Genomic DNA, 23,751 nt, shown 5'->3' with positions numbered 1-23,751 from the left:
CAAGCCAGACTCCCACAGGGATTGAGTACACCCCTGATAGATACAGGTCGGCCCAGAGGCCCCATCGCTGGCAAGCCAGCTCCCACAAAAAAGCAAAAACACTCTCCCACCGCCCTCGCCCTCGCCTCTCACCACTCAACACAATGAGCGTTAGCTCGAGTGCAGCTCTTGATCTGGAAGGCCCGTCGGGAGGCTGAGTGGAGGGATTCATCCGGGGAGGACATCGAAAGGAGGTGCAGCGAAGCAAACCGGAATCGATGCCCCGGATGGATTCCGGAGCGAAGGAACCCCGAGCGTTAGCGAGCGGGCCGGACGTCAGGGCAAAGACCTTTTGGTTACTTTTGGGGCGTTTGCCAAAAGTGACCCGCCGTAAGGGCGGAACCCTAATCCGCCATCACCAAAAAACCAGATATTCACCCAAAACAACCCAGAGTATGGTCGGCCCAGAGGCCGCCATCGCTGGCAAGCCAGCTCCCACAGGGATTTGAGTACACCTGACAGATAAGGGTCGGCTGAAAAATAGCTATCGCCAGAAGGCTAGCTAGCTCCCACACACAACCCACACGGCTAGGCCAAATCAGCATCCCGCGAAGAGCGCAAAGAATTACTCTCCAACTCATACCGCAATTCATCGATCAAAGCCGCCACCGACTCAGGTGTACGCAAGGCATCGAGCTTCAACCCACTGATCACCAGATCCACCTGCCCCGACACCGGGTGATAAAGCTTTACCGTCAGCGAATGATCCCCATCCACCGAACACTCACACGCCAGCGGCGCAAAGCCGTGCTCAAGCTGGGCGCGCAACTGCGCAAGATTGATCATTGAGGCCGTTCCTTAATCTGTTTCGAAGGGACGCGATCCCAAGCCGAAAAGGCTCGTACCGCACGCCAACAGACTAAAAAAAGCCTCCTCGCCCCAACACATCAATTTGCACCCTGCCTACTAGTGCATTTGCACCTAACGTTGCCCCTTGGTGGGCCACTCCCCGGAAAACAGCCCACGCTCCCGCGCCCAGACAATCGCCTCGCTGCGGCTATGCACATCGAGCTTGGAATACACCGTCGCCACATGATTGCGCACAGTGTTCGGCGCCAGTTTCAACCGCGCCGCGATCTCCTTGTCCGCCAGGCCTTCGCAGATCAGGCCAAGCACATCACGCTCCCGTGCCGTCAGATCGGTGAACGACACGCTCGGCAGTTGCGGTGAATTGATCTTCTTCACATTCGCCAGTTTTTCGATCAGCGTACGACTGAACCAAGAGGCGTCTTTCATCACCTCCTCAATCGCAGACACCAGTTCAAGCTCGGTACGTTTGCGCTCGGTGATGTCCATCAGCACCAGCAAGTAGCACGGCACATCGTGAATGTTGACGGTGTCGGCAGACACCGCGCATTCCAGCAGATCGGTATCCTTTTTGCGCACGCGCAAATCTACCCGGTCTACCCGACCGCTTTTTGTCAGCGCCGTCAGCAGGCGGTTGCGGGCGCCCTCGTCGGCGATGAAGTCCAGTTGCGTCACGGTTTTGCCCAATACGTCATCACCGGTATACGCCAGCGAATCGAGGAAAGCCTGATTGACGTCCATGATCTGCTGCTCGTCGGCCGTGCAGATCAGAATCGGCACCGGGGTCAGTCGAAAAGCCGTGGCGAAGCGTTCCTCGCTCTGGCGCAGCGCCACCTCAGCCCGGCGGCGCAATTCCACGTCAACGAAAGAAAACAGCATGCATTGCTCATCGTTGAGCAACAGGGGTTGCCCGGCGACAATCACTTGCTTGTTGCTGCCGTCAGGCAGGCGCAGTTCGGCCTGCATCTGCGGAATGGTCGCCACATCGCGCAGGCGCTGGATGGCCAGATCTCTTTTCTCGGCTTGCTCGAAAATGTCGATTTCATAGGCCGAAGTGCCGATCACTTGTTCGCGGGTATAACCAGTCATCTCCAGAAACCCCGGATTGACCTTGATGTATCGCAAGTCGCTGAGACGGCAGATCACCGCCGGCGCCGGGTTGGCGTTGAAGGTTTTTTCGAACCGCAGCTCTGCGTTGGCCCAATCGGTGACGTCGCTCATGATCAACACCAGCGACTCTGGCTGCCCTTCGCGGTCAGTCAGGACCATGCTGCGCACGCTGTGAACCCAGACACGCTCGGGATCATCCACCGCGAACACCTCGATCAATACGTCGCTGAACGCTTCGCAACGCGCGACACGGCTGATCGGATAACTTTCGGGCGGCACCAGATGGTTATTGCGATAGCGCAGCGTGAAGCGCTTGGCGTACTCGTCGGCATTCACGCCCAATTCACCAATGCGGCTGACACCGTGCATGGCCAGCGCTGCTTCGTTGGCCCAGAGGATGCTCTGATCGAGTTCAAGCAGAATTACACCGTCGGACAGCCCGGCGATGATCTGCTGCAACTGACGACGATTGGTTTCGCGGGTCAGGACTTCCTGGCTCATTGGATCTCCACAAGTGATACGCCCATGTGAAGGTTACGACCGCAGCCAGCGGAGATCGTGCCGAGCGTTGATTTCCGCATCCCCATAAACCCCTGTGGGAGCGAGCTGGCTCGCGAAGGCGATACATCAGTCAAATATTGACTGACTGACGGGATGCCTTCGCGAGCATGCTCGCTCCCACAATGGGTTAGGGGTGAATGGAAGGTTCGCGCACTTCACGCAAAGTATCGAGAAACAGCTTGAGCACCGGCGAAGCATCGTCCGCGCGATACGTGGCATACAACGGCACTTCCGGCAACGCCGGGGTCAAGTTGCGGAACACCAGGCCCGCCGGCGCCAACTGCTCGATGGACGCTGGCAACAGCGCCACGCCAAACCCCGCACGAACCAGGCTGAGCAGGGTCTGGACCTCGATGACTTGCTGGCGTATCTGCGGCGTGAAGCCGGCCTGAATGCAGCACTGATAGAGGAAACCGGCAAACCGTGACTGCTTCAACTCCAACGCCACAAACGGCTCCAGCGCCAGATCCGCCGGGGCCAACACGTCGCGACACGCCAACGGATGATCCGCTGGCATCACCACATGGATCGGCTCGTAGATCAGCAATTCATTGCGCAATTGCGGGTCGTCATAGCCCACGCGGAACACGCAGGCGTCGATGCGTTTCTCCTTCAACGCCTTGACCTGCGCCGCCGGGGTCATTTCATGTAAACGCCAGGTGACTTGCGGATAGCGCTCGCGAAAAAGGTGCAGCGCCTTGGGCAGCACGCCGACCATCACCGAGCTGATCATGCCGATCTCCAGCTCACCGAGCTGGCCGCGCCCGGTTTGCCGGGTCAGGTCCAGGGCGCGTTCAAGCTGTTCGAATACCAGCGGCGCCTGTTCCTTGAGCATCTGCCCCGCGGCGGTCAGCTCGACGCGATGATGACTGCGCTCGAACAGCGGCGTGCCGAGTTCCTCTTCCAGCAGACGAATCTGTTGGCTCAACGGCGGCTGACAGATATGCAGCCGCTCGGCGGCACGGCCGAAATGCAGCTCATCGGCCAGGGCCATGAAATACCGCAGCAGACGCAGATCCATGGCCGTTTACCCCAGACTCAGCGGTGTCGAGCGCTGACGCACGCCGGTCAGCGCGAACAGCGCATTGGCGATGGCCGGCACCACGGACGGGCTGCCCAGTTCACCAACGCCGCCGGGCTTACTCGGCTCGCCGTCCAGCACAACGATGTCGGTGGCCGGCATGTCGGACATGCGCGCCACGCGATAGTCGTGGAAGTTGCTCTGCACCACCCTGCCCTGTTTGATATCGAGCTTGTCAAACAACGCATGGCCCAGGCCCCACATCAGGCCGCCATAGATCTGCTCCTCGACACCGCCAGGCGACACAGCCAAACCACAATCGACCACGCAGGTGAGTTTCTCGACCCGGGCCTTGCCATCGACGGTCGTGACCCGCGCCACCACTGCGATAAAACTGGTGTAACCCTGATTGGTCGCGATCCCCAGCGCCGTGCCCGGCGGCAATGGTTGGTCCCATCCGGCGCGCTCGGCGGCCTGCTTGAGCACCGCCACATGGCGTGGCCGCTCCTGCATGTTGGCCAGGCGGAATGCCAGCGGATCGGCACCCGCCGCGTGGGCCAGCTCGTCCATGAAGCTTTCCACGGCGAACACGTTGGGAATGAAACTCACCGAGCGATACCAACCGCTGGGCACGTTGCTTTCATGCTTGACCCAATTCAGTTGCAGATGCGGCGGACGGTAGGCGAAGTCCCATGCGGTGATGGCTTCGGTGGTGCTGTAATCCATGTGATCCGAGCGCTGGAAGTAGCCCGGCTCCCACTGCTCGGGCGAAGCCGGCGATACGGCATGCAATTGCAGTGCGGTGAGATTCCCCTGAGCGTCCAGTGCACCTTTGATCCGGTTCAGCGTTGCCGGGTGATAGAACAGCGCGTGCATTTCGTCTTCGCGGCTGTTGAGCAGCTTCACCGGCACAGCGGTTTTCTGCGCCAGATAGGCCACTTCGAACAACCAGTATTTGGCCTCCCGCGCACCAAAACTGCCGCCAGAGACCAACTCATGGATGGTCACATTGGCCTGGTCGATCCCACACACGGTTCGCGCCGCTTCCAGCGCCGAGGACGGCACCTGCACGCCGCCCCAATAGGTGATGGCCTTGTCTTTCACGTGTGCGGTGATGCAGATCGGTTCCAGCGGGTTTTGCACCTTGTAGGGCATGGTGTAATCGGCTTCGAGCAGCTGCGCTGCGCCCGCCCATTGCCCGGCGACATCGCCTTGAGTCATGGCATTGACTGTTTGCGCTTGCGGATCACCGATGGCTTTGGCCTGGGCGCTGAACAACTGGTCGCTGTCAAATCCGGCCAGCACCGAATCGCTCCACTGAATCTCCAGTAGCTTGCGCCCCTCTTGCGCCGCCCAGTAGGTATCGGCCAACACCGCGACACCTTCCAGATTGCCGCCCAGCACATCGGGCCGCCCGGGAATCGCGATCACTTTGCGCACGCCGGGCACCCGTAACGCTGCTGCCGAGCCCACGCTGACCACTTTCGCGCCCACCACCGGCGCACGCTGGATCACCGCCACCAGCATGCCCGGCAACTGCACGTCGATGCTGTACGTGAACTGCCCGCAAACCTTCGCTGCCGCATCGCGTTTATGCCGTAATTTACCGATGTACTTGAACTGCGACGGATCCTTCAGCGTGACCTTGTCGGGTGCCGGCAGATGCGCGGCTACGCCGACCAGTTCGCCGTAGCCCAGGCTGCGTTTGGTAGCTGGATGAACGACCCGACCTTCTTCGGTGGAGCAACTGTCGGGGCTGACTTTCCACTGCCTGGCCGCTGCCGTGATCAGCAACGCCCGCGCCGTGGCACCGGCCATACGCAAGCGGTCGTACTCCAGCGCAACGCTGGTGCTGCCGCCCGTGGAGAAGACTTTCCAGATCGGGTGAATGTAGGTTTCGAAGAACGGATCTTCCGGAGTAATCACCTGCACGGTCATCGGATTGACATCCAGTTCCTCGGCCACACACGCGGCCAGCGCGGTATGCGTACCGGTGCCGGAGTCGTGCTTGTGCACCACCAGTTTCACCGTGCCGTCGGGCAATACGCGCACCCAGGCATTGGGTTCGAATTCGCTGGCCGGGGCCGGGGCCTTGGGGTCAGTCGCCGCCATGCCGCTCGGCAGATACAAGGCAATCGCCAAACCGGAAGCGACCGTGACCGCTTGTTTGAGAAACACCCGGCGCGGCAGCTCGGCACCGCTATCCTCGAGAAGGCTCATCAGGCTTCCTTCGGCGCAGTCGCCGCGCGTTTGATGGCTTTGTTGATGCGCCCGTAGGTGCCGCAGCGGCAGATGTTGCCGGACATGGCGTTGCGGATCGAATCATCAGTGACTGCCGCGCCAGTGTTGAGCAACGCCGCCGCCGACATGATCTGCCCCGATTGACAGTAGCCGCATTGCGGCACATCTTCGGCGACCCAGGCCAGTTGCAACGGATGGCTTTGCGTCGGCGACAAGCCTTCGATGGTGGTGATGCTGTGGCCCGCGACGGCGGCCAGCGGCAACTGGCAGGAACGCACGGCTACACCGTCCAGATGCACGGTGCAGGCACCACACAGGCCCATGCCACAACCGAATTTGGTGCCGGTGAGTTTCAACTGATCACGCAAGACCCATAACAAGGGCATGGAGGGGGACGCCTCATCCAGCTCGCGTCGTTCGCCGTTAACCGTGAATGTCATCATTGTCAGGCTCCAAGAGAGCGGCCCGTCTTTGTGCGGGCCTGGTCACCGATTATTGGAAGCCACGGCAATCCCCGGCCAGCGACGATTTCTGCCAACCGGTGTAAGCAGGACTAACAACATGTACAAGCGATACCCGTCGGTGCAGTCCATGAGCGCGTTTATTCACGCGGCGCGTAGCGGCAGTTTTTCCAGCGCTGCGCGCAAACTCGACCTGACCCACAGCGCCATCAGCCAGCAGATCCGTGCGCTGGAGGATTTCATCGGCCAGCCGTTGTTCGTGCGTGAAGGGGGTGGCAGCAACCTGACGGACGCCGGGCAGTTGTTTGCCAGCGTGTTGTCGGATGGGCTGGCGCAGATTGATCGGGCGTTGTCCTCGGTGAAAAACCGCAGCGTGGCGCAACGCCTGACGCTGGATGTCGACAGTGAGCTGGCGCAGAGCTGGCTCAATCCACGCCTGCCACAGTTGCTGGATGGCCTGCCCGATTACGAGGTGACGCTCCTGTCGATGCCGCGCAGTGATCGCAGCACCTTTGAGCGGGTCGATCTGGCGTTGCGTTACGGATATGGCGATTGGGACGACTGTGAGATGACGCAAATCTGTGGCGACCGGGTGATGGCGGTGGCCTCGCCTGAGTTGCTGGAACGGCATGGATTGCAGTTGCCGTTGAGCCCGGCGCAAGTGCTTGAGTTACCGTTGCTGGGGTATACGCGGCGCTCGTGGATTCCCTGGCTGGATGCCGCCGGGATGACGCCGACCGAACCCACGGCACGGGTGATTTTTGATAACGCGGCAAATCTGATCGCCGCCGCCGAGGCGGGCGTCGGCGCGGGACTGGTGCGTGGACTACTGGCCGCCGATGCCTTGCGCAGCGGACGGTTGGTGGCGCTGAACGAGGCGCAGATTGCGGCGCATTACAACCTCTATGCCGTGTGGCCACATGGCCAGGCAGAGCGCGTGGCGCCGGTGGTTGAAGTGATCAAGCAGTTGGCTTTGCGTACGCTTGAGAACCCGGCCCTCACCCTAGCCCTCTCCCAGAGGTAGAGGGGACCGATTGGGGGATATTGGCGAATGACGCCGACGTGCGATATTTGCAGTGAATCCATAATCGACTGGTTATTTCAGGTCGATGCATCGCGCAAGACACCGCGGTCGGCCCCCTCTCCCTCCGGGAGAGGGCTGGGGTGAGGGGCTTTTGATCCAGGCCCCATATCGAACGCATATCACCACCGCTCCCAATTAATATTGTACGAACCCCTCCCCCTTTCCAATACTCGCCCTCAGCAGCCACCCACCCGGGCCGGATGCGACCAGGCGAGGGAATGCGTGCACGCTGCGCATAGAAAGGGCCGATTGCCCGGGACGTGGATGCCGAGAGCCGCAAGGCTCCCTTCCCCGCTATCAGGAGATCGACTTCAATGATCATCGATATCAGCTGCTATCCCACCGATCTGGTGGACCTCGCCTGGAGGCATGACGGTGACCCGTTCACCGGCGAGCGTCTGCTGGAGATGATGGATGGCCCCTACATGGTCAACGGCAAGCCTCGCCGCATCGACAAAGCCTTCATCCAGCCGCCGCAAGGCAACACCATCTACACCTGGACCGACGGCGACCTGACCGGCCGTGAATCCATCGACGCCTACATGGCCTACACCCTGAAAATGGTCCAGACCTACCCGGACCGATTCATCGGCTGCTTCGTCTACAACCCGCGCTGCGGCGTGGAAAACGGCGTCGAGGCGATCGAGCGCTACGTCAAGGAACACGGCTTCAAGATGGTCCAGATGCAGGCCAACATGCACGCCTATCGCCCGGACCGTGCGCTGGACTGGGTGCGCCCCTGCTTCGAGAAATGCGCCGAGCTGGGCATCCCGGTCAAGCTGCACACCGGCGACGGGCCGTACAGCATCCCGTCCGAATGGGTGCCGATGATCAAGGAGTTTCCCAACGTCGATTTCATCATGGCCCACTTCGGCGTGCAGACCGGCGGCGTCTACGTGTTCGAGCCGATGCAATGGGCGATGGAATTGCCCAACGTCTACTGCGAGTCGGGCTGGTGCCTGCAATCGCGGATCGTCGAATTCGCCAAGGTCCTGCCGACGCACAAAATCCTCTTCGGCACCGACACCCCGCCGAATGAACCGGGCATGTGGCTGCGCCTGCTCGAAGTGCTGTGTCATGAGCCGCCGCAGGGCCTCAACCTCGACGAAGACACCCTCGAAGAGTACCTGGGCAACAACACCGCGCGGATGATCGGCCTTGAGCCAACCCCGCCACCGCGTTCCGTTTCCGAAGCAGAGGCGCAACTCAAGCGCCCCGTCACCACTCAACTGGCCAGGAGCTGAACCGATGATCATCGACACCCATCTGCACCCCACCAACCTGGTCGACGAGGCCTGGCGCCACACCGGCGAACCGTTCACTGGCGAGCGCATGCTCAAGTTGATGGACGGCCCGTACATGATCAACGGCAAACCACGCCGCATCGACATGGGTTTCATCCAGCCGCCACCGGGCAACACCGGTTATCGCGACGGCAATCGCCGTGGCCGTGAGGGCGTGCGCGACTACATGTCGTACATCGCCGAACTGTGCATGAAGTACCCGGACCGCTTCATCGGCAACTTCAACTTCAACCCGCGCTGGGGGCCGGAAAACGGTGCGGCGGAGCTGGAATTCCATATCAAGGAATACGGTTTCAAGATGCTCAAGCTGCACGCCAACATGCACGGCTATCGCCCGGACCGGGCGCTGGACTGGCTGCGTCCGGCGATGAAGGTCTGCGCCAAATACAACATCGTCGTGCTGATCCACACAGGCGATGGTCCGTACACGATTCCGACGATGTTTTACCCGATCATCCGCGAGTTCCCGATGGTCAATTTCATCATCGGCCACTTCGGTATCCAGACCGGCGGCAACTACTCGTTCGAAGCGTTCTGGATGGCGATGGACACGCCGAACGTGTACTGCGAATCGGGCTGGTGCTTCCAGTCACGGATCGTCGAGTTCGCCAAGGAGCTGCCGCGCAACAAGATTGTGTTCGGCACTGACTCCCCGCCGAACGAACCGGGCATGTGGCTGCGTGAGCTGGAGGTGTTGTGCTCGCCAGCGCCGCAGGGTCTGGGGATCGATGAGGATCATCTGGAAGACTACCTGGGCAACAACATTGCCCGCTTGTGCGGGATCGAACCGACGCCACCGCCGAAGGATCTGGTCGAGGCCGACATACGCCTGACCACCACGTACTTATAGACACACACAAAACCGGTGGGAGCGAGCTTGCTCGCGAATGCGGTATGTCATTCAACAACGATGGTGACTGAACCAATGCCTTCGCGAGCAAGCTCGCTCCCACTGCGGTTCAGTGTCAACTCGGCCACACAGCGACTTTACAGGCATGAAGATGACCCGGCGTTCGCTCGACCGGCAGGCCAACGGCTTGTCGATCGAACGCCCTCTCACCCCTGCGTGCCTGCTTTTTACGAGGTGAAACCATGACCCGTTCGACGCTCGGCGATTCTCAGGATTTTCACGTATTCATCGATGCCTATCGCCGCGAGTATCCGGACGATGTGCTGACCATCACCCAGCCGATTTCTGCCGATCAGGACGTCACCGCCCTGGTCGACGCCCTCGCCGCCCAGGGCCGCGATCCACTGCTGATCTGCGAAAACGTCGGCAGCCTCGGTGTGCCGGTCGCGACCAACCTGTTCGCCTCCCGCACCCGCATCGCCCGGTTGTTCGACGTAACCCCTGGGCAACTGCACGAGACCTTCCAGACCCGCGCCAACCAGCCAGTCCCGCCGCGCTATGTGGAAACCGGTCCGATCCTCGATGAAGTCTTCGAAGGCGAAGCGCTGGATCTGGCATGGCTGCCGATGCTCAAGCATTTCGACAGTGATCGCGGGCCGTACATCACCAACGCAATCATCATTGCCGAAGACCCGGTGACCGGCATCGCCAACATGAGCTACCACCGCTCGATGCGCCACGCCCGTCAGGCCCTCGCCACCAGCCTGCACTCACGCGGGCACCTGTGGCGGATGCTGCAAACAGCTCGCGAACGTGGCGAAGAACTGCGCGTGGCGATGGTGGTCGGCGCGCATCCATTGTTCATGCTCGCCGCTGCGGCGCGCCTGCCCTATGGCAGTGACGAACGTGCGGTGGCCGGCGGCTTGTTTGGCGCACCGCTGGAGCTGGTGAAAACCCCGCGCTATGGCATTGGTGTGCCGGCGTATGCCGAGTTTGTGCTGGAAGGCGCCATTGATCCGGCGGCCTACGCCGAGGAAGGCCCGTTCGGCGAGTTCAGCGGTTACTCCTCGGATCGCTCGACCAACAATGTGCTGCGCGTCGACACCTTGCTGCGGCGCAAGGACGCCTGGCTGGTCGATGTCATGGGCGGCCGTTACGCCGAGCATCTGACACTTGCGCGCCTGCCGCGGGAAGCGGAAATGAGCGAGAAGCTCAAGGCACGTTTCCCCGCCGTCACCGCCGTGCACTACCCGAACTCCGGCACGCATTTTCATTGCTACGTGGCACTGGATCAGAGCCGCGACGGCGAGGCGCGGCAGATCATGCTGGCCCTGCTCGGCTGGGACCCGTATCTGAAAACCGTGATCGCGGTGGACAGTGATATCGACATCCGCGACGACAGCCAGGTGCTGTGGGCGCTGGCCACGCACTTCCAGCCGCATCTGGATATTTTCACCATCGACGGCTTGCCCGGCAGTCCGCTCGACCCGTCGTCCTCGGCCAATGGCACCACCTCGCGGATGGGGCTGGATGCAACCCGCGGTTCCGGGTTCGACGGGATCAAGGCGCAGCTCGATCAGGACGTACTCGAACGCGCGCGGCAATTGCTCAAGGGGCTGGAATCGTGAACCGGCAACGGATGGTGGTCGGCATCAGCGGCGCGTCCGGCTTCATCTACGGCGTGCGCCTCCTGCAATTGCTCGCCGAACTGGACATCGAAAGCCACCTCATCATCAGCCGCGCCGCGTTACTGACCATGGCCCACGAAACCGACTACAAACTGGCCGACGTGACTGCGCTGGCCAGCCACTACCACCGTGCCGATGACGTCGCCGCCGGGATCGCCAGCGGTTCATTCAGCTGCTTGGGCATGGTGGTTGCGCCGTGTTCGATGCGCACATTGGCGGAGATTGCTACCGGCACTTCATCAGGGCTGATCGGCCGCGCCGCCGACGTCACCCTCAAGGAGCGCCGCACGCTGGTGCTGATGGCCCGAGAAACGCCGCTAACCCTCGCGCACCTGCGCAACATGACTGCCGTCACCGAGATGGGCGGGATCATCGCCCCGCCGGTGCCGGCCTTCTATGCCCGCCCCGACAACCTCGCGCAAATGGTCGACCACAGCCTTGGCCGGGTGCTCGACCTGTTCGGCCTCGATGCGGGCACCGCCACACGCTGGAGAGAAAACCCCGGCCCCTGTGGGAGCTGGCTTGCCAGCGATAGCAATAGGTCAGTCGGCATCACTGGTGAATGACACACCGCCACCGCGGGCAAGCCAGCTCCCACAGAAAGCGTCATCACTCATTTCATCGTGCACCGGTCTATCAATACCAAGGAGCTTTATATGAACACCCCATTCAACGCCCCAACCCCGAACACAAAAATCCCCGTGACCATCCTCACCGGGTTCCTCGGTGCCGGTAAAACCACCCTGCTCAATTACATCCTCAAGGAAAACCACGGCCGCAAGATCGCCGTGATCGAAAACGAGTTTGGTGAAGTCGGCATCGACGGCGATCTGGTGCTGAGTTCGGAAACCGAAGAAATCTACGAGATGGTCAATGGCTGCGTGTGCTGCACCGCCGAGGTTCGCGAGGACTTGGTGCGCATCGTCCGCGAGTTGGTAGCGCGTCCGGTGCGGCTCGACCACATTCTCATCGAGACCAGCGGGCTGGCCGATCCGTACCCGGTGGCGCAGAGCTTTTTCATCAATGACCCGATTGCCGATGAAGTCGAACTCGACGCGATCGTGACCATGGTCGACGCCAAGCACATCGCCCAGCATCTGGAAGATCTGCAACTGGACGGCGTCGACAATCAGGCGGTCGATCAGATTGTCTGTGCCGACCGCATCGTCATCAACAAGGTCGACCTGGTCAGCGCTGAAGAAGTCGAAGCCTTGCGCGGCAAGATCCGTGGATTGAATGCCACGGCGGATCTGGTGACGTCCACCCACGCGCAAATCGACCTGACGAAGATCCTCGGCATCGGCGCTTTCGAATGCACGCAAAAACTCATGGAAATCGGCGCTGAACAGCATGACCACCACGAACATGCCCACGAGCACTCTCTCGAAGAGCTGGATCACCAACATGACCCGAGCGTGTCGTCGGTGGGTATCGCCGTCGACGGCGCGGTGAATCTGATGGCGTTCCACCGCTGGATCAGCGAGCTGCGCTCATCCCAGGCCGACAACCTGTACCGCATGAAAGGCGTTCTGGCGGTGGCCAATGAAGACCAACGCTATGTGCTGCAAGGCGTGCACAGCCTGGTGGAATTTCGGGCGTCGACCGCGTGGGGCACGGAGCCCCGCTCAAGCAAGATCGTGTTCATCGGCCGCGACCTGGATCGTGCGGCGCTGAACCAGGGCTTCGCCGCCTGCCTGGCAGGCTGAACAAGGCGTCGGAGCCGGTGGATGGCGGCTTCGCAGCACGAATGACTGATGCCGGATTTTCTGAACAACACAAAACCTGTGGGAGCTGGCTTGCCAGCGTTAGCGGACTGTCAGTTGATGACAAGGGTGAGTGATCAACTGCCATCGCTGGCAAGCCAGCTCCCACAAGTTCCACTGTGTTCTCGATCCACGCGGCATCAGACGAATACCCCTCTCTACCGCATAAAAACAGCCAGAGGTGTTTCCCCATGTCGTCAGCCACATCCCCATCGCAAAGCGCTTCTACCGTCCATCCCGTCGACCAAGTGCTGCCGGTGCGGCAGATGCTCACGCTCGGTCTGCAACACATGGCCGTCTCGTACATCGGCGCCATCGCCGTGCCGTTGATTGTCGCCAGTGCCCTGAAAATGTCCCACGCCGAAACGGTGGCGCTGATCAGCACCACGCTGTTCTGTTCCGGTATCGCGACCCTGCTGCAAACCGTCGGTTTCTGGAAATTCGGTGTGCGCTTGCCGATCCTGCAAGGCGTCGCGTTCAGCAGCGTTGGCCCGGTGATCGCCATCGGCAGTAACCCGGATGTGGGCTTTGCCGGCGTCTGCGGGGCGGTGATCGGGGCCGGGATTTTTACCATGCTGATCGCGCCCTTCGTCGGTCGATTGCGGCGATTTTTCCCGCCGGTGGTGACCGGCTGCATCGTCACAGTGATCGGTTTGCAGCTGTTCCCGATCGCCTATGAATGGGTCGGCGGCGGGCGCAGTGCGAGCAACTTCGGCGCGCCGGCCTTCCTCGGCGTGGCGGTGGTGGTATTGCTGACGATTCTGCTGATCAACCGCTATGGCAGCCCGCTGCTGCGCAACATGGCGGTGCTGGTGGGGATGCTGGTGGGCGCCGCTCTGGCCTACGGTTTGGGCATGGGCAGTTTTCACAGCGTCGAAGAAGCGCCGTGGCTGACCGTGCCCTATCCGTTCTACTTCGGTTTGCCCACGTTCAGCCTGATCCCCATCGCGACCATGGTGGTGGTGATGATCGTGCAGATGGTCGAGTCAATGGGGTTGTTCGTGGCCATCGGCGACATCGTCGAAAAACCGGTCGAAGACAAACAGGTCATCAACGGCCTGCGCGCCAACGGTCTGGCCAGCACCATCGCCGGGATGTTCGCCGCGTTCCCGTTTATTGCCTTCATGGAAAACGTCGGCCTGGTGATCCTGACCGGCGTGCGCAGTCGTTGGGTGGTTGCGGTCAGCGGCTTGCTGATGTGCTCGGTTGCCTTGGTGCCCAAGGCCGGGGCGATCATCGCGTCGATGCCGACGGCCGCACTGGGCGGTGCCGGTATCGCCATGTTCGGCGTGGTCGCGGCGGCGGGGATTCAGACTCTGGCCAAGGTCGACTACGAGCGCAATCGCTACAACGTGCTGATCGTTGGTTTCACTCTCGCCGCCGCGCTGGTGCCGGTGCTCGCGCCAACCCTGTTCAAACAATTACCCGAGTGGTCGCAGCCGTTCCTGCACAGCAGCGTGGTCATCGCCTGCCTGGTGTCGGTGCTGCTCAACGCCGCGCTGAATGGCGTCAGCGTGCCGCAAACCACCGCCGCCAAATCCGCCTCGCACATCCTTTGACTGGAGCCTGCCCATGACTCAACTTCAGAACATCCTGATCAAGAACCCGGTCGCGGTCATGACCGGCCTGCGCGGCACGCATGCCCGAGCGGGCGCCGTGGACATCCGCGTGGTCAATGGTCGTATCGCCGAAATGGCTGCCGATCTGGCGGCGCAACCCGGCGAACGGGTAATCGATGCGCGCAACTGCGTGGTTTATCCGGGTTGGATCAACACCCACCATCATCTGTTTCAGAACTTGCTCAAAGCCGTGCCCGAGGGCCTGAATCAGGACCTGCAAGGCTGGCTCGCCAGCGTGCCCTACCCGCGTTTGAACCGCTTCACCCCGCAACTGGCGCGAATCGCCGCGCGCCTGGGGATGGTCGAATTACTGTTGTCCGGCGTCACCACGTGCGCCGATCACCACTACCTCTACCACGCCCACGGCAGCACCGAGACCGGCGACTTGCTGTTCGACCTGGCGGATGAATTCGGCCTGCGTTTCGTCCTGTGTCGGGGTGGCGCACTGGAGTCGGCCAGCGCCCATCCGGGCTTCTCGAAAACCGCGTTGCAGCCGGAAAGCCTCGACCAGATGGTCGGCGACATCGAGCGGTTGAAGTCGCTGTATCACCAAGACACGCCAGACGCATTGCGTCGCGTCGTAGTCGCACCCACCACGCCGACCTTCTCGCTGCCGCCCACCCTGCTGCGCGAACTGGCCCACACCGCGCGCGGCCTCGGTCTGCGCCTGCACACGCACCTGTCGGAGACGCAGAATTACGTGAACTTCTGTCGGGAAAAATACAACTGCCTGCCCGTGGAGTTCGTCGCCGAACACGAATGGCTCGGCCCTGATGTCTGGTTCGCCCACGCCGTGCACCTGCAACCCGGTGAAATCCGCATGCTCGCACAAACGGGCACCGGCATTTCCCACTGCCCGGTGAGCAATGCACGACTGGGCAGTGGCGTCGCCCCGGTGCCGCAGATGTACGAGGCGGGCGTGCCGATCTCCCTCGGCGTCGACGGCGTCGCCTCCAACGAATCCGGGAGCATGGTCGGCGAAGCCAACACCGCATGGCTGATCCACCGCGCCGAACAAGGCGCCTCGGCGACGACAGCCGAAGATGTCATCCACTGGGGTACGGCGGGCGGCGCGCACGTGCTGGGCCTTGGCGCCGTCGGTACGCTGGAAGTCGGCCAAGCGGCGGATCTGGTGGTCTACGGCCTCGATCACCCACGCTTCTACGGCTTTCACGACAGGGCCGTCGCACCGGTGGTGGCGGGCGAACCGATCACGGTGAAATACAGCCTGGTCGGCGGGCGGATCGTGGTGGATAACGGCGTGATTCCGGGGCTGGATATCGAACGCATGCGCGCCGAGGCATGGGAGGGGGTGCAGGCGATGATGAAGGTTGACGACTGATCTCCTGCGCAGCGGGGAACCCTGTGGGAGCTGGCTTGCCAGCGATGGCGGACTGTCAGTCAACCGAGCAATAACGAGCAAAAAAAGGAGAACTGGCAACCGCCACGCTCTCCTTTTCGTTGCACCGCTTCAAAAAATCACAAATCAGACATCGACTTAATTGCTAGCTCTATCCTTTCACGTGCGGCACTGGTCAAACGCTTCACACCGAAAGTTTTGGCGATTTCCAAAGGCATGTCGCCAGCAGAGATCAAAGAGGCAACGATCAGTAGCTCTTCAGCGGCGATCTCCTCAACCGATCTGCCGTCATCCAAGGTCGCCGGTATCCGATATTTGTTCCAACCGGCAATATCATTTTCAGAATGCCAAACAAATTGACCATCCACTTGATCACTTTTCAAATGATGGTTTTGTGCTGTCAGATCAAGAACTCGCTCTCGAATGAGGCGCCCAGAACGTTGAAAGCCATGTGCCCGGGCTACACGCTGTACTAACACTGAATCGAGGATAGGAGCCTCCTGCAACAACACATGTGAAATCATTTCAGCAAGAACTGCATCATATTCAGGCGTGTAAAACGCTTCTGCATTGATTCTATGACCCACGCTTGTAAAGTCGGTGACGCGATATTCATCTTTGATTGCTGGTAAGACTTGCAGTGCAAACGACTTCGCGATCTTGAGTTCGGGAGATAGCTCGTCAGTAGCTCCACCCTCAGATGCAGCAGAGATTTCCTCTTTCTCTACGTCATTTTCCAATGGCGCGCTGTGGACTAATGACAAATGAGGTATTGATGACTCCTGATCAACAGTTTTGCTAACAAGAGCGGATGCACGGGATTCTTCCAAAAGAGCTTCAAGAGATGCATGCAACCGATCCAGCGCGCCAGACTTATCAATCCACCACTCTGTAGACCAGAGCCGAATCAGCTTCCACCCCAGCCCTTGAAGGATTGCGCTACGAACTTTGTCGCGATCTCGGGCGGTAGCCGCACTGTGATAGGTCGCACCGTCACATTCAACACCAACCAGATAATCGCCAGGTCTGTCTGGATGGACAATGCCTAGATCAATTCGGAAACGAGATACCCCTATTTGCGGTACTACTTGCCAGCCTTTTCGTCTCAGTTCTTGAGCAACAGCTTCCTCAAAAGGCGAGTCATAACCGCCCACTGAACCCTGCACAGCCTCAGCAAGAGCTCTTGGCCCTCTCTGAGCAAATTCAATGAAGTGCTTCAGATCGCGAACAGCTCGAGCGTTGGTGCGATTCAAATCAATCATTGAAGAATCAAACGATGAGAAAACCATCATTTCCCTGCGTGCACGCGTTATAGCAACGTTCAAACGACGCCATCCGCCTTCTTTGTTCAATGGACCGAAGTTCATCGACATAACCTGCGCGCCTGGCTCGGTTGGGCCATACCCGATGCCAAGCATGATCAAATCGCGCTCATCGCCTTGGACTGTCTCCAGGTTTTTTACGACGATGGGTTCGGCAATATCATGCTGGAAGAATGGCTCGATTTGAGGAAACTGTTGCCGCGCCCTATCCAGCAGATCGTTGATCAATCTTTGCTGGTCGCTATTGAGTGTGATGATCCCAATGGTATGACCGCTCGAAACAAACGCAGGATCCATCAAACGCTTCACAGTCTCGGTAACGATGGCCTCGGCCTCGACCTGATTGTGCCTGCCCCTGCCTTTTGCGTAGACGCCATCAACTCGTCGCCACTCCACGGCGCTTGCACGAGTTTCAGCTGCAGGAAAGGTGATGAGATTGCTGTCGTAGTAACGGTGGTTTGAGAATGCGATCAAGCTCTCATGGCGACTCCGGTAGTGCCAACTGAGGCTATGGCTTGGGATACCTGCTCCCAGACACTCATCCAAAATGCTCTCCATATCCTCCGCAGTGTCATCCTCTGCGGCAGACGCGGCGCGATTGAAAAAGTTGGTTGGTGGCATCTGACGCGGATCGCCCGCGATGACTACCTGCTTACCTCTGGCGATTGAACCTATGGCATCCCACGGAGCAATTTGCGAAGCCTCATCGAATATCACCAAGTCGAAAAGTGCGAGATCCGTTGGAAGATACTGTGCAATAGAAAGAGGGCTCATCAGCATGCAAGGAGCGAGTTTTGACATGGCGTCCCCCATCTCAACCGCAAGTTGTCGCACGGGTTTGTGACGACGAGACTTTTGCAGCTCATGCTTCAAAATGCCGAAACCGCCTTGCTTGCCGATTTCGTTTTTCGACGGAATCAACCCACACAGCTTCGCTCGAATATATCGAACTGTTAGCTTGGAAAGTTCCTCATCCAGACGTACAAACGCCTCAATATCGCTGGCGTGCTCTGCTGGCACGAAATTACGCAGCAGCGGTTCCGCGTCGATCATCACCCTTGCAAACCAACGCGCATAAGATGTTTCGAACGTATCTACAGTCCCGCCCTCTGGCAAACCTTTAACTGCCAATGCATCACTTAATGGTTGAAGCCCCGCGGCTATCGCCTCTTGACGTACCCGACACCAATCGCACCAGGCTTTCAGCTTCGACTCTTGTCGAGAGATCGCACAAGACGCATCGAGCAATGACTCAATTGTTAGTTTTCCCTCTATAGTGCGGTTACTCAGTTCATTGAAGCGTTTACTGGTATGACTGAACTCAACCAATGCATCTTTTAACTGATGAAGCGCTGCGGCGATAAAACCACCCCCGCCTAGTAGCTCATTGGCTTCAACGACCAGCTTTTGTGTGGCCCCCCGCAGTGCAATAAGATCTTCAGGGGACTCTGCGTTCGAGCTGATCAACGTCCGCAAGCGCTCCGCGAGCTCCCAAGCTACCGCCATCGCGGATCGATCACTAGATACCCCGCTCCATCCAGGCACAGCATTTATATCTGCAGCTAAGCTGTCCAGCGAAATGAGCAAGTCGCGCATTTCGAAGAGTCTGGCGAGATCCAGTTCAACGTTTGGAAGTCCCGCCGCTCCGCCCTGACTCGCGAGGTTTTTACCCACCTTTTTCTTGGCCAAAGTAGCGAGAAACCAAAATTTGGTCTTGCCAATATCCCAGTCGTTTTTGAGTTGTTCGAGGTTGATGGTACGACAGGCCTCTGATGCGTAACGCACCGACAGAGACTGCTCAAGCTCTTCGTAACTTGTGAGGATCTGAACAGCTTTCTTTGCTGCAACAATCTTGGCACTTGCATTCAACGTGAATGCAAAAGAGAGATCGATACCGTGCGTATCTACCAACAGTGCAACAAACTGGCAAAAACGCTCAATGTCCTCCCCGCTCGTAACTGCTAGAGGAAGATCGGTGGCTCTCAACAAGTTGTTACAGGCAATCTTCAGCCGTTCGATTACTCCCGGCAGCTCCCTGGATACAGCAGCGATCGAATCTTGCCAGCCGTTTGACCATTCTGTCGGAGCGATAAGCGAGAATTCAGCTGACAGATCGCGGGCAGCCTGACTATTCAGGTCAAGACGCCTGGCAAGATCTCGCAACCGCGCGTAGTCCTGCGCGTCGTGAGATGTTCCGTGTGGCCAGTCAAGACGCGGTAACACAGCGTGTCCATCTCGTACGACACGACCTATAGCCTGATGTACCGTTAATCCATTAGGTTGCCGACGATGCAACGTTTCCACGACTTCATTCAATCGGTTTCGCAGCTTGTGCAGTTTTTCCGTCTCTAAAGCCCAATCTTCAGCGGTCAACGCATCGCGAACATCCCAAGCACGCTCCAGTTGCTTCAGTACCTCCACCTTGGAGGTTTTACTGGAGTGCAGTTCAAGACAGAATTCGCCTAGCCCCTTTTCTTCAAGCCGACGATATACAACATCCAGAGCTGCCATTTTTTCCGCGACGAATAAAACCCTGCGCCCCAACGCGAGGTTGTGGGCGATCATGTTGGCGATTGTTTGAGACTTACCCGTGCCGGGAGGCCCATCAAGGACAAAATCACAACCACTGGCTGAGGCAACGACTGCTGCCAACTGGGAGGAGTCCGCTGGCAACGGTGTGAACAGATCGGACGGGCGGACTTTTCTATCCAACTCATGTGGCTGCGGAAAATCTCCCGACATAGCGAAGCCTTCACCGCCGACACTTCTATCCAGCAAGTGCTTGACCATCGGGCTTTTCAAGAGCTGTTCAGAGCGAGCAGCCAGATCCTGCCACATCAAATATTTCGCGAAAGAGAACGTTCCCAACACGAGTTCTGTGGTGACCTCGAAACCCGGCACATCTCTGATGGCACGTCGTACTGTATTCCAGATCCCAGTGACATCAATGCCACTTTCATCGGAGGGAAGTTCGCCTTCAAGCCCTGGAATTACGAGTTCAAAGTCATGCCGTAATAGTTCGAGCAGAGTCAAATTGAAGCGAGGTTCATCCTCAAGCAAAGTCATCGTCACACCGGACAATGCGCTTTTGCGATCCAGCTTTACCGGTAGCAAAATTAAAGGAGCGGAATAGGTTTTTGGATCATCTGCTGATTTTTTCCATTTTAAAAACCCGAGCGCAAGAAAGAGAGTATTTGCTCCACCTTCATCAAGATCACTTCGAGCTTTCCGGTACAGGTCGATTAGCGCTACTTCGAGCTTACTTTTCTCAAGGGTGGCCAATACCTCACCACGAGACAATGCACTGCGAGCGTATTCATCTCTGAGCGACTCTCGATTTTGTTGCTCATAAAGTGCCGCATCTCTACCTCCAGCCTCCAGATCCGGTATCGACACGATCCTAATGCGTTTGCCGCTGGCTAGCTGATCTTCTAGCTCAGCAGGCTCAGGACAAATCAAGCGAATGCCTTTAGCACTATCAGGTAGATGTAGTAGTCGATTTCGAGTCGTCAGATCGAGAAGCTTGCGTTGCCACAAAGTTAGCTTACCGGCAGGTGTTTCTGACTCGGTAAGTATCTCTACGTCAAAGCCCGGTAATTGTGGCGCGAGCTCCAACGCATCGAGTGGCACCTCCGACTCTTGAATCACATCTGATTTCGGCGTTGAAATTGACGTTGCCAAAGGACGAATGCGCTGCATGCGTGCTCGATGCATATCAATGGCCATAATGAAATCATCATCGTTGACCTGCCTTTCAGCTGTACTAATAGCCTGACTGAAACCTGGCGCAGGAAATTGCGTTGCCAGAGTGGTTTCAAATACGAGGACCTCTTTCAGGTCGATGCGCTTTCGTACTGCAGAAGCCTCATCTGTAATCAGTTGAGAAAACTCCTGAGGCTGTAACCAAACACCTGCAAACGCATGACCTTTCGTCAGCAACAGAAGTGCGTTTAGTCCGGCTTGCTCCAACGCCGCAGCAAAAAGCAATGCCGTGTCCAAACAAGTTGCAACACCGCCTTCCAATATGAGGCTGGGAGTTCTGACTTTCTGGCCGAAAGCCTCAAAGCTTGCCGGCGGTAGCGCATAGCTCAATTTAAGCCCGCAGACTGCAGACCATATTGCGGAAGTGAGCTCCCAAGTTCTGGTTCTGGACTTACTTTCGTAACCGTTGATTCCATCCGCTTTGCCAGCTCGACGCAGAACATCAGAAGCAGATTTGAGTATCCGATCTACCGCAGGGTCATTTGGCATTGCAAACGCAGGCAGCAACTCTGGCATGGAGTTAACGCCCCCCCACTCATTTCTTGCCAAAAGCTCAACCGGGAAGATTTGACTATTGAGGACTTCATCGTTGCAACGAAGGCGCAGGACAAGGGTCGCGCTGAGACTTTCCGTCAGATCGGCGAGAAAAGCGGCATTCAGCTTCAAGTTGCGTTCTGAAATATGGAGCGTCGAGTCTTTATTTAATCTATCCAGACGCCAAATTTTTCCCTCAAGGAAAGGAGGATCTGCGACAAGCTCTAGCTCAAGATCGCTGTAATCAGCTTCACCATCGTTGTGTACGGTCAGTTCTCGGAGGACCGGGACAGCATTCTGGTGAGAAGCAAAGCCAACCTTGCTGGCAATCACTCCCTCGATCTTGATGGTCATGAACCATTTTCTCCATTGAAAATTCGACGAAACGACTTCGGAATGCTTACAAAAACAGGGGCCATACTCACCGACATGGATAGATTTTGAAACTGCTTTTTCGCTTATTAGGTACAGACAAGTCCGCTCCTAAAGTCGTGTCTGTAGGCCTACCACACTAGCAAACAGGAAATCTGTTCATTTAGCGCTTAGTCGCAACTATTTGGAGAGTCCACCTGAAGCGAGCCAGCTCCCACGGAACCCAGGGTATTAGCGGCTTTCCGGTTTGTCGTCTAAGGTCAATGTCTCATCGGACAGAGCCCCTGCCAGCCACACCGGGCTCTTAATCAAGGAGAGACTGATGATGTCCCGCCGCAACATCGAACAGACCTATCGCACCTGGTCCAGTCCCATCCTGCTGGAGCTGAAAAAGCGCGAACACCAAATGAAGCCCGTCGAGCGTCAGGCGCTGGAGAACGTATTGGTGGAAAGAAGATTGCTCGACACTGGCAACCCTGAAGGCACCGAACGTCGCCAGCGCTGAGGGCTTAGGTCAATCCAGTAATCCGGCGCTCTTTAGCAAATCGCCCAATCCCTTCGGCACCAATGGCGCCTGCTCGCTGAAGCTTGAGCTGTCATGCCAGCGCACGGTAAAGGGCGCGCCGTCACTTTCGTGACCTTTGATCTGCGCATGCCTGTACACGCTTGGGTCGGTAAACGACGCGTCGTAGACCTGAACGATCTCGTGTCCCGATTTGCCGTTATAGATGAACAGGCTTTCGAGCGTGCCGAGCAGGCGCAGGTCCGTTATCGACTGGCCCAACTCTTCCTGCACTTCGCGCACGATCGCTTCGGCGCTGGTCTCGCCGAAATCGATCCCGCCGCCGATGGGCCGAAAGCAGGTTTGCTGACTGACTGGGTCACGAAACTCGTTAACCAGAATTCTGCCGTTGTGCTGAAAAACGCAGAGTGCGAGGGCGCGGATACGCGGTTCGGCCATGGGGGTAAATCCATTTACAGGTGTGAGGCGCGGCATTTAAACACGATTCGCGCGGCACACCTGTGGCCGTCATATGAAGCACATCACTTCAGACAGGAGAAATCGTCGCGAGCATGCCAATCAGAACGGTCAGTACCAAAAATCCACCCAGAAAATACGCCATCTTGTTCATGTTGCTCTCCTCAATGCTGAGCTTGCGGTGCACTGGACGCTTCGGGATGAAGGACTGTCGCGAGTGACCGAACCGCGGGGGCAGTTTGATCCTGCATCTGAACCGAATACAGGGGCAGATTGAAACGAAAAAAGCGTATCAGATGGGATCTGATCTGTAGGAGCCCCATACGGTTGTCATAAGGTGACATTCAGGCCGCGACAACAAGCTTGCCCTGCCGAGGCTTTGATCTAGAGTCCAAGAACAACAAAAATCCAGAGGTGCAAATGACTGATCTGAACCTGCAACCCGGTGCCGCCGAATCCCTGAGCCGCTGGCACGAGATGATCCGTACCGCCGACTTGAGCGCCCTGCCCGCGCTGCTTGATGCCAACGCCGTGTTTCGCTCGCCGATGGCGCACACGCCTTACCCTGGCGCGCAGGTCGTGGCGATGATTCTCAACACGGTGTTTGAGGTCTTCGAGGATTTTGAATATCACCGCGAACTGGCGACGGCTGACGGTTTGAATGTGATTCTGGAGTTCAGTGCCAAGGTGGGCGCGAAGGAACTCAAGGGCATAGACATGATTCGCTTTGATGAGCGCGGCAAGATTGTCGAGTTTGAGGTAATGGTGCGACCCCTTAGCGGCCTGCAAGCGCTGGGCGAAGAAATGGGCCGACGGCTTGGTGCCTACCTGGCTGCCGCCAAAGCCTGATATCAACCACAATCGGCAAGGCACA

Annotated in this window: 18 protein-coding genes; 11 read left to right on the top strand and 7 right to left on the bottom strand. The window is 58.4% G+C overall.

The features are described 5' to 3' along the window. Window positions 1-567: 567 nt before the first annotated feature. The 5 genes from AB4P91_RS16355 to AB4P91_RS16335 all read right to left on the bottom strand — a co-directional run bounded on the left by AB4P91_RS16355 (window position 568) and on the right by AB4P91_RS16335 (window position 6,222). Window positions 568-825, bottom strand: coding sequence for a DUF1652 domain-containing protein (locus tag AB4P91_RS16355; protein WP_150592242.1), 258 nt, complete (start codon window positions 823-825; stop codon window positions 568-570). Between the two features lie 135 nt (window positions 826-960). Beyond that, a complete protein-coding gene (locus AB4P91_RS16350) occupies window positions 961-2,457 on the bottom strand; it encodes a helix-turn-helix transcriptional regulator (protein ID WP_395603200.1) in 1,497 nt (498 codons plus the stop codon). A 187-nt stretch (window positions 2,458-2,644) separates the two neighbouring features. Next, on the bottom strand, window positions 2,645-3,538 hold the full coding sequence (locus AB4P91_RS16345) for a LysR substrate-binding domain-containing protein (protein ID WP_150597947.1): 894 nt from the start codon (window positions 3,536-3,538) through the stop codon (window positions 2,645-2,647). Between the two features lie 6 nt (window positions 3,539-3,544). Continuing rightward, entirely contained in the window at window positions 3,545-5,758 is a 2,214-nt protein-coding gene (locus AB4P91_RS16340; RefSeq protein WP_395603199.1) for a molybdopterin cofactor-binding domain-containing protein, read from the bottom strand. Next, entirely contained in the window at window positions 5,758-6,222 is a 465-nt protein-coding gene (locus AB4P91_RS16335; RefSeq protein ID WP_150615281.1) for a (2Fe-2S)-binding protein, read from the bottom strand. Before AB4P91_RS16335 ends, AB4P91_RS16340 begins: the two co-directional genes overlap by 1 nt. Window positions 6,223-6,340: 118 nt before the next feature. On the opposite strand from AB4P91_RS16335, the gene AB4P91_RS16330 reads away from it, so the two are divergent. From AB4P91_RS16330 to AB4P91_RS16295, 8 genes are all read left to right on the top strand, one after another. Next, window positions 6,341-7,264, top strand: coding sequence for a LysR substrate-binding domain-containing protein (locus tag AB4P91_RS16330; protein ID WP_395603198.1), 924 nt, complete (start codon window positions 6,341-6,343; stop codon window positions 7,262-7,264). Window positions 7,265-7,638: 374 nt separating this feature from the next. Next, window positions 7,639-8,568 (top strand): amidohydrolase family protein, encoded by a 930-nt coding sequence (locus tag AB4P91_RS16325; protein ID WP_042559644.1) that lies wholly within the window; start codon window positions 7,639-7,641, stop codon window positions 8,566-8,568. Window positions 8,569-8,572: 4 nt separating this feature from the next. Continuing rightward, window positions 8,573-9,478: an amidohydrolase family protein gene (locus AB4P91_RS16320; protein WP_034152486.1), complete on the top strand. Its 906-nt coding sequence runs from the start codon at window positions 8,573-8,575 to the stop codon at window positions 9,476-9,478. A 242-nt stretch (window positions 9,479-9,720) separates the two neighbouring features. Further along, entirely contained in the window at window positions 9,721-11,106 is a 1,386-nt protein-coding gene (locus AB4P91_RS16315; protein ID WP_395603197.1) for a UbiD family decarboxylase, read from the top strand. An 11-nt stretch (window positions 11,107-11,117) separates the two neighbouring features. After that, the gene (locus AB4P91_RS16310) at window positions 11,118-11,732 is read left to right on the top strand and encodes a UbiX family flavin prenyltransferase (protein WP_191623991.1); all 615 of its coding nucleotides are present in this window, start codon (window positions 11,118-11,120) and stop codon (window positions 11,730-11,732) included. Window positions 11,733-11,822: 90 nt separating this feature from the next. Beyond that, complete coding sequence (locus AB4P91_RS16305) at window positions 11,823-12,872, top strand: CobW family GTP-binding protein (protein WP_395603196.1); 1,050 nt, start codon at window positions 11,823-11,825, stop codon at window positions 12,870-12,872. Window positions 12,873-13,120: 248 nt separating this feature from the next. Further along, a complete protein-coding gene (locus AB4P91_RS16300; RefSeq protein WP_395603195.1) occupies window positions 13,121-14,488 on the top strand; it encodes a nucleobase:cation symporter-2 family protein in 1,368 nt (455 codons plus the stop codon). Between the two features lie 13 nt (window positions 14,489-14,501). Further along, window positions 14,502-15,890 (top strand): amidohydrolase family protein, encoded by a 1,389-nt coding sequence (locus AB4P91_RS16295; RefSeq protein WP_395603194.1) that lies wholly within the window; start codon window positions 14,502-14,504, stop codon window positions 15,888-15,890. Window positions 15,891-16,027: 137 nt separating this feature from the next. Here the strand turns inward: AB4P91_RS16295 and AB4P91_RS16290 are convergent, their stop codons facing one another. Next, entirely contained in the window at window positions 16,028-21,880 is a 5,853-nt protein-coding gene (locus tag AB4P91_RS16290) for a DUF3320 domain-containing protein (protein WP_395603193.1), read from the bottom strand. 340 nt (window positions 21,881-22,220) lie between these two features. Between AB4P91_RS16290 and AB4P91_RS16285 the strand changes: the two genes are divergently transcribed. Then, window positions 22,221-22,403 carry a hypothetical protein gene (locus AB4P91_RS16285; protein WP_042559650.1) on the top strand — a complete coding sequence of 61 codons (183 nt, stop codon included), beginning with the start codon at window positions 22,221-22,223 and terminating at the stop codon, window positions 22,401-22,403. A gap of 9 nt (window positions 22,404-22,412) precedes the next feature. On the opposite strand, the gene AB4P91_RS16280 is transcribed toward AB4P91_RS16285, so the two are convergent. After that, complete coding sequence (locus AB4P91_RS16280) at window positions 22,413-22,859, bottom strand: NUDIX hydrolase (RefSeq protein ID WP_150597211.1); 447 nt, start codon at window positions 22,857-22,859, stop codon at window positions 22,413-22,415. Between the two features lie 73 nt (window positions 22,860-22,932). On the opposite strand from AB4P91_RS16280, the gene AB4P91_RS16275 reads away from it, so the two are divergent. Both AB4P91_RS16275 and AB4P91_RS16270 read left to right on the top strand, forming a co-directional pair. Next, window positions 22,933-23,154 carry a hypothetical protein gene (locus AB4P91_RS16275; RefSeq protein WP_395603192.1) on the top strand — a complete coding sequence of 74 codons (222 nt, stop codon included), beginning with the start codon at window positions 22,933-22,935 and terminating at the stop codon, window positions 23,152-23,154. A gap of 143 nt (window positions 23,155-23,297) precedes the next feature. Next, complete coding sequence (locus AB4P91_RS16270) at window positions 23,298-23,726, top strand: nuclear transport factor 2 family protein (protein ID WP_150592256.1); 429 nt, start codon at window positions 23,298-23,300, stop codon at window positions 23,724-23,726. Window positions 23,727-23,751: the final 25 nt, after the last annotated feature.

Source organism: Pseudomonas sp. B21128, from assembly GCF_044218865.1.
GTDB lineage: Bacteria > Pseudomonadota > Gammaproteobacteria > Pseudomonadales > Pseudomonadaceae > Aquipseudomonas > Aquipseudomonas iridis.
Note: the sequence above shows the minus strand (reverse complement) of the source record. Positions and strands in the feature narration are given on the sequence as shown.

Coding starts and splice junctions, on each gene's coding strand:
- AB4P91_RS16310 (WP_191623991.1), top strand. CDS start 11,118: ATGGTGGTCGGCATCAGCGGCGCGTCCGGCTTCATCTACGGCGTGCGC.
- AB4P91_RS16315 (WP_395603197.1), top strand. CDS start 9,721: ATGACCCGTTCGACGCTCGGCGATTCTCAGGATTTTCACGTATTCATC.
- AB4P91_RS16340 (WP_395603199.1), bottom strand. CDS start 5,758: ATGAGCCTTCTCGAGGATAGCGGTGCCGAGCTGCCGCGCCGGGTGTTT.
- AB4P91_RS16270 (WP_150592256.1), top strand. CDS start 23,298: ATGACTGATCTGAACCTGCAACCCGGTGCCGCCGAATCCCTGAGCCGC.
- AB4P91_RS16320 (WP_034152486.1), top strand. CDS start 8,573: ATGATCATCGACACCCATCTGCACCCCACCAACCTGGTCGACGAGGCC.
- AB4P91_RS16335 (WP_150615281.1), bottom strand. CDS start 6,222: ATGATGACATTCACGGTTAACGGCGAACGACGCGAGCTGGATGAGGCG.
- AB4P91_RS16295 (WP_395603194.1), top strand. CDS start 14,502: ATGACTCAACTTCAGAACATCCTGATCAAGAACCCGGTCGCGGTCATG.
- AB4P91_RS16285 (WP_042559650.1), top strand. CDS start 22,221: ATGATGTCCCGCCGCAACATCGAACAGACCTATCGCACCTGGTCCAGT.
- AB4P91_RS16275 (WP_395603192.1), top strand. CDS start 22,933: ATGAAGCACATCACTTCAGACAGGAGAAATCGTCGCGAGCATGCCAAT.
- AB4P91_RS16330 (WP_395603198.1), top strand. CDS start 6,341: ATGTACAAGCGATACCCGTCGGTGCAGTCCATGAGCGCGTTTATTCAC.
- AB4P91_RS16325 (WP_042559644.1), top strand. CDS start 7,639: ATGATCATCGATATCAGCTGCTATCCCACCGATCTGGTGGACCTCGCC.
- AB4P91_RS16290 (WP_395603193.1), bottom strand. CDS start 21,880: ATGACCATCAAGATCGAGGGAGTGATTGCCAGCAAGGTTGGCTTTGCT.
- AB4P91_RS16305 (WP_395603196.1), top strand. CDS start 11,823: ATGAACACCCCATTCAACGCCCCAACCCCGAACACAAAAATCCCCGTG.
- AB4P91_RS16300 (WP_395603195.1), top strand. CDS start 13,121: ATGTCGTCAGCCACATCCCCATCGCAAAGCGCTTCTACCGTCCATCCC.
- AB4P91_RS16355 (WP_150592242.1), bottom strand. CDS start 825: ATGATCAATCTTGCGCAGTTGCGCGCCCAGCTTGAGCACGGCTTTGCG.
- AB4P91_RS16345 (WP_150597947.1), bottom strand. CDS start 3,538: ATGGATCTGCGTCTGCTGCGGTATTTCATGGCCCTGGCCGATGAGCTG.
- AB4P91_RS16280 (WP_150597211.1), bottom strand. CDS start 22,859: ATGGCCGAACCGCGTATCCGCGCCCTCGCACTCTGCGTTTTTCAGCAC.
- AB4P91_RS16350 (WP_395603200.1), bottom strand. CDS start 2,457: ATGAGCCAGGAAGTCCTGACCCGCGAAACCAATCGTCGTCAGTTGCAG.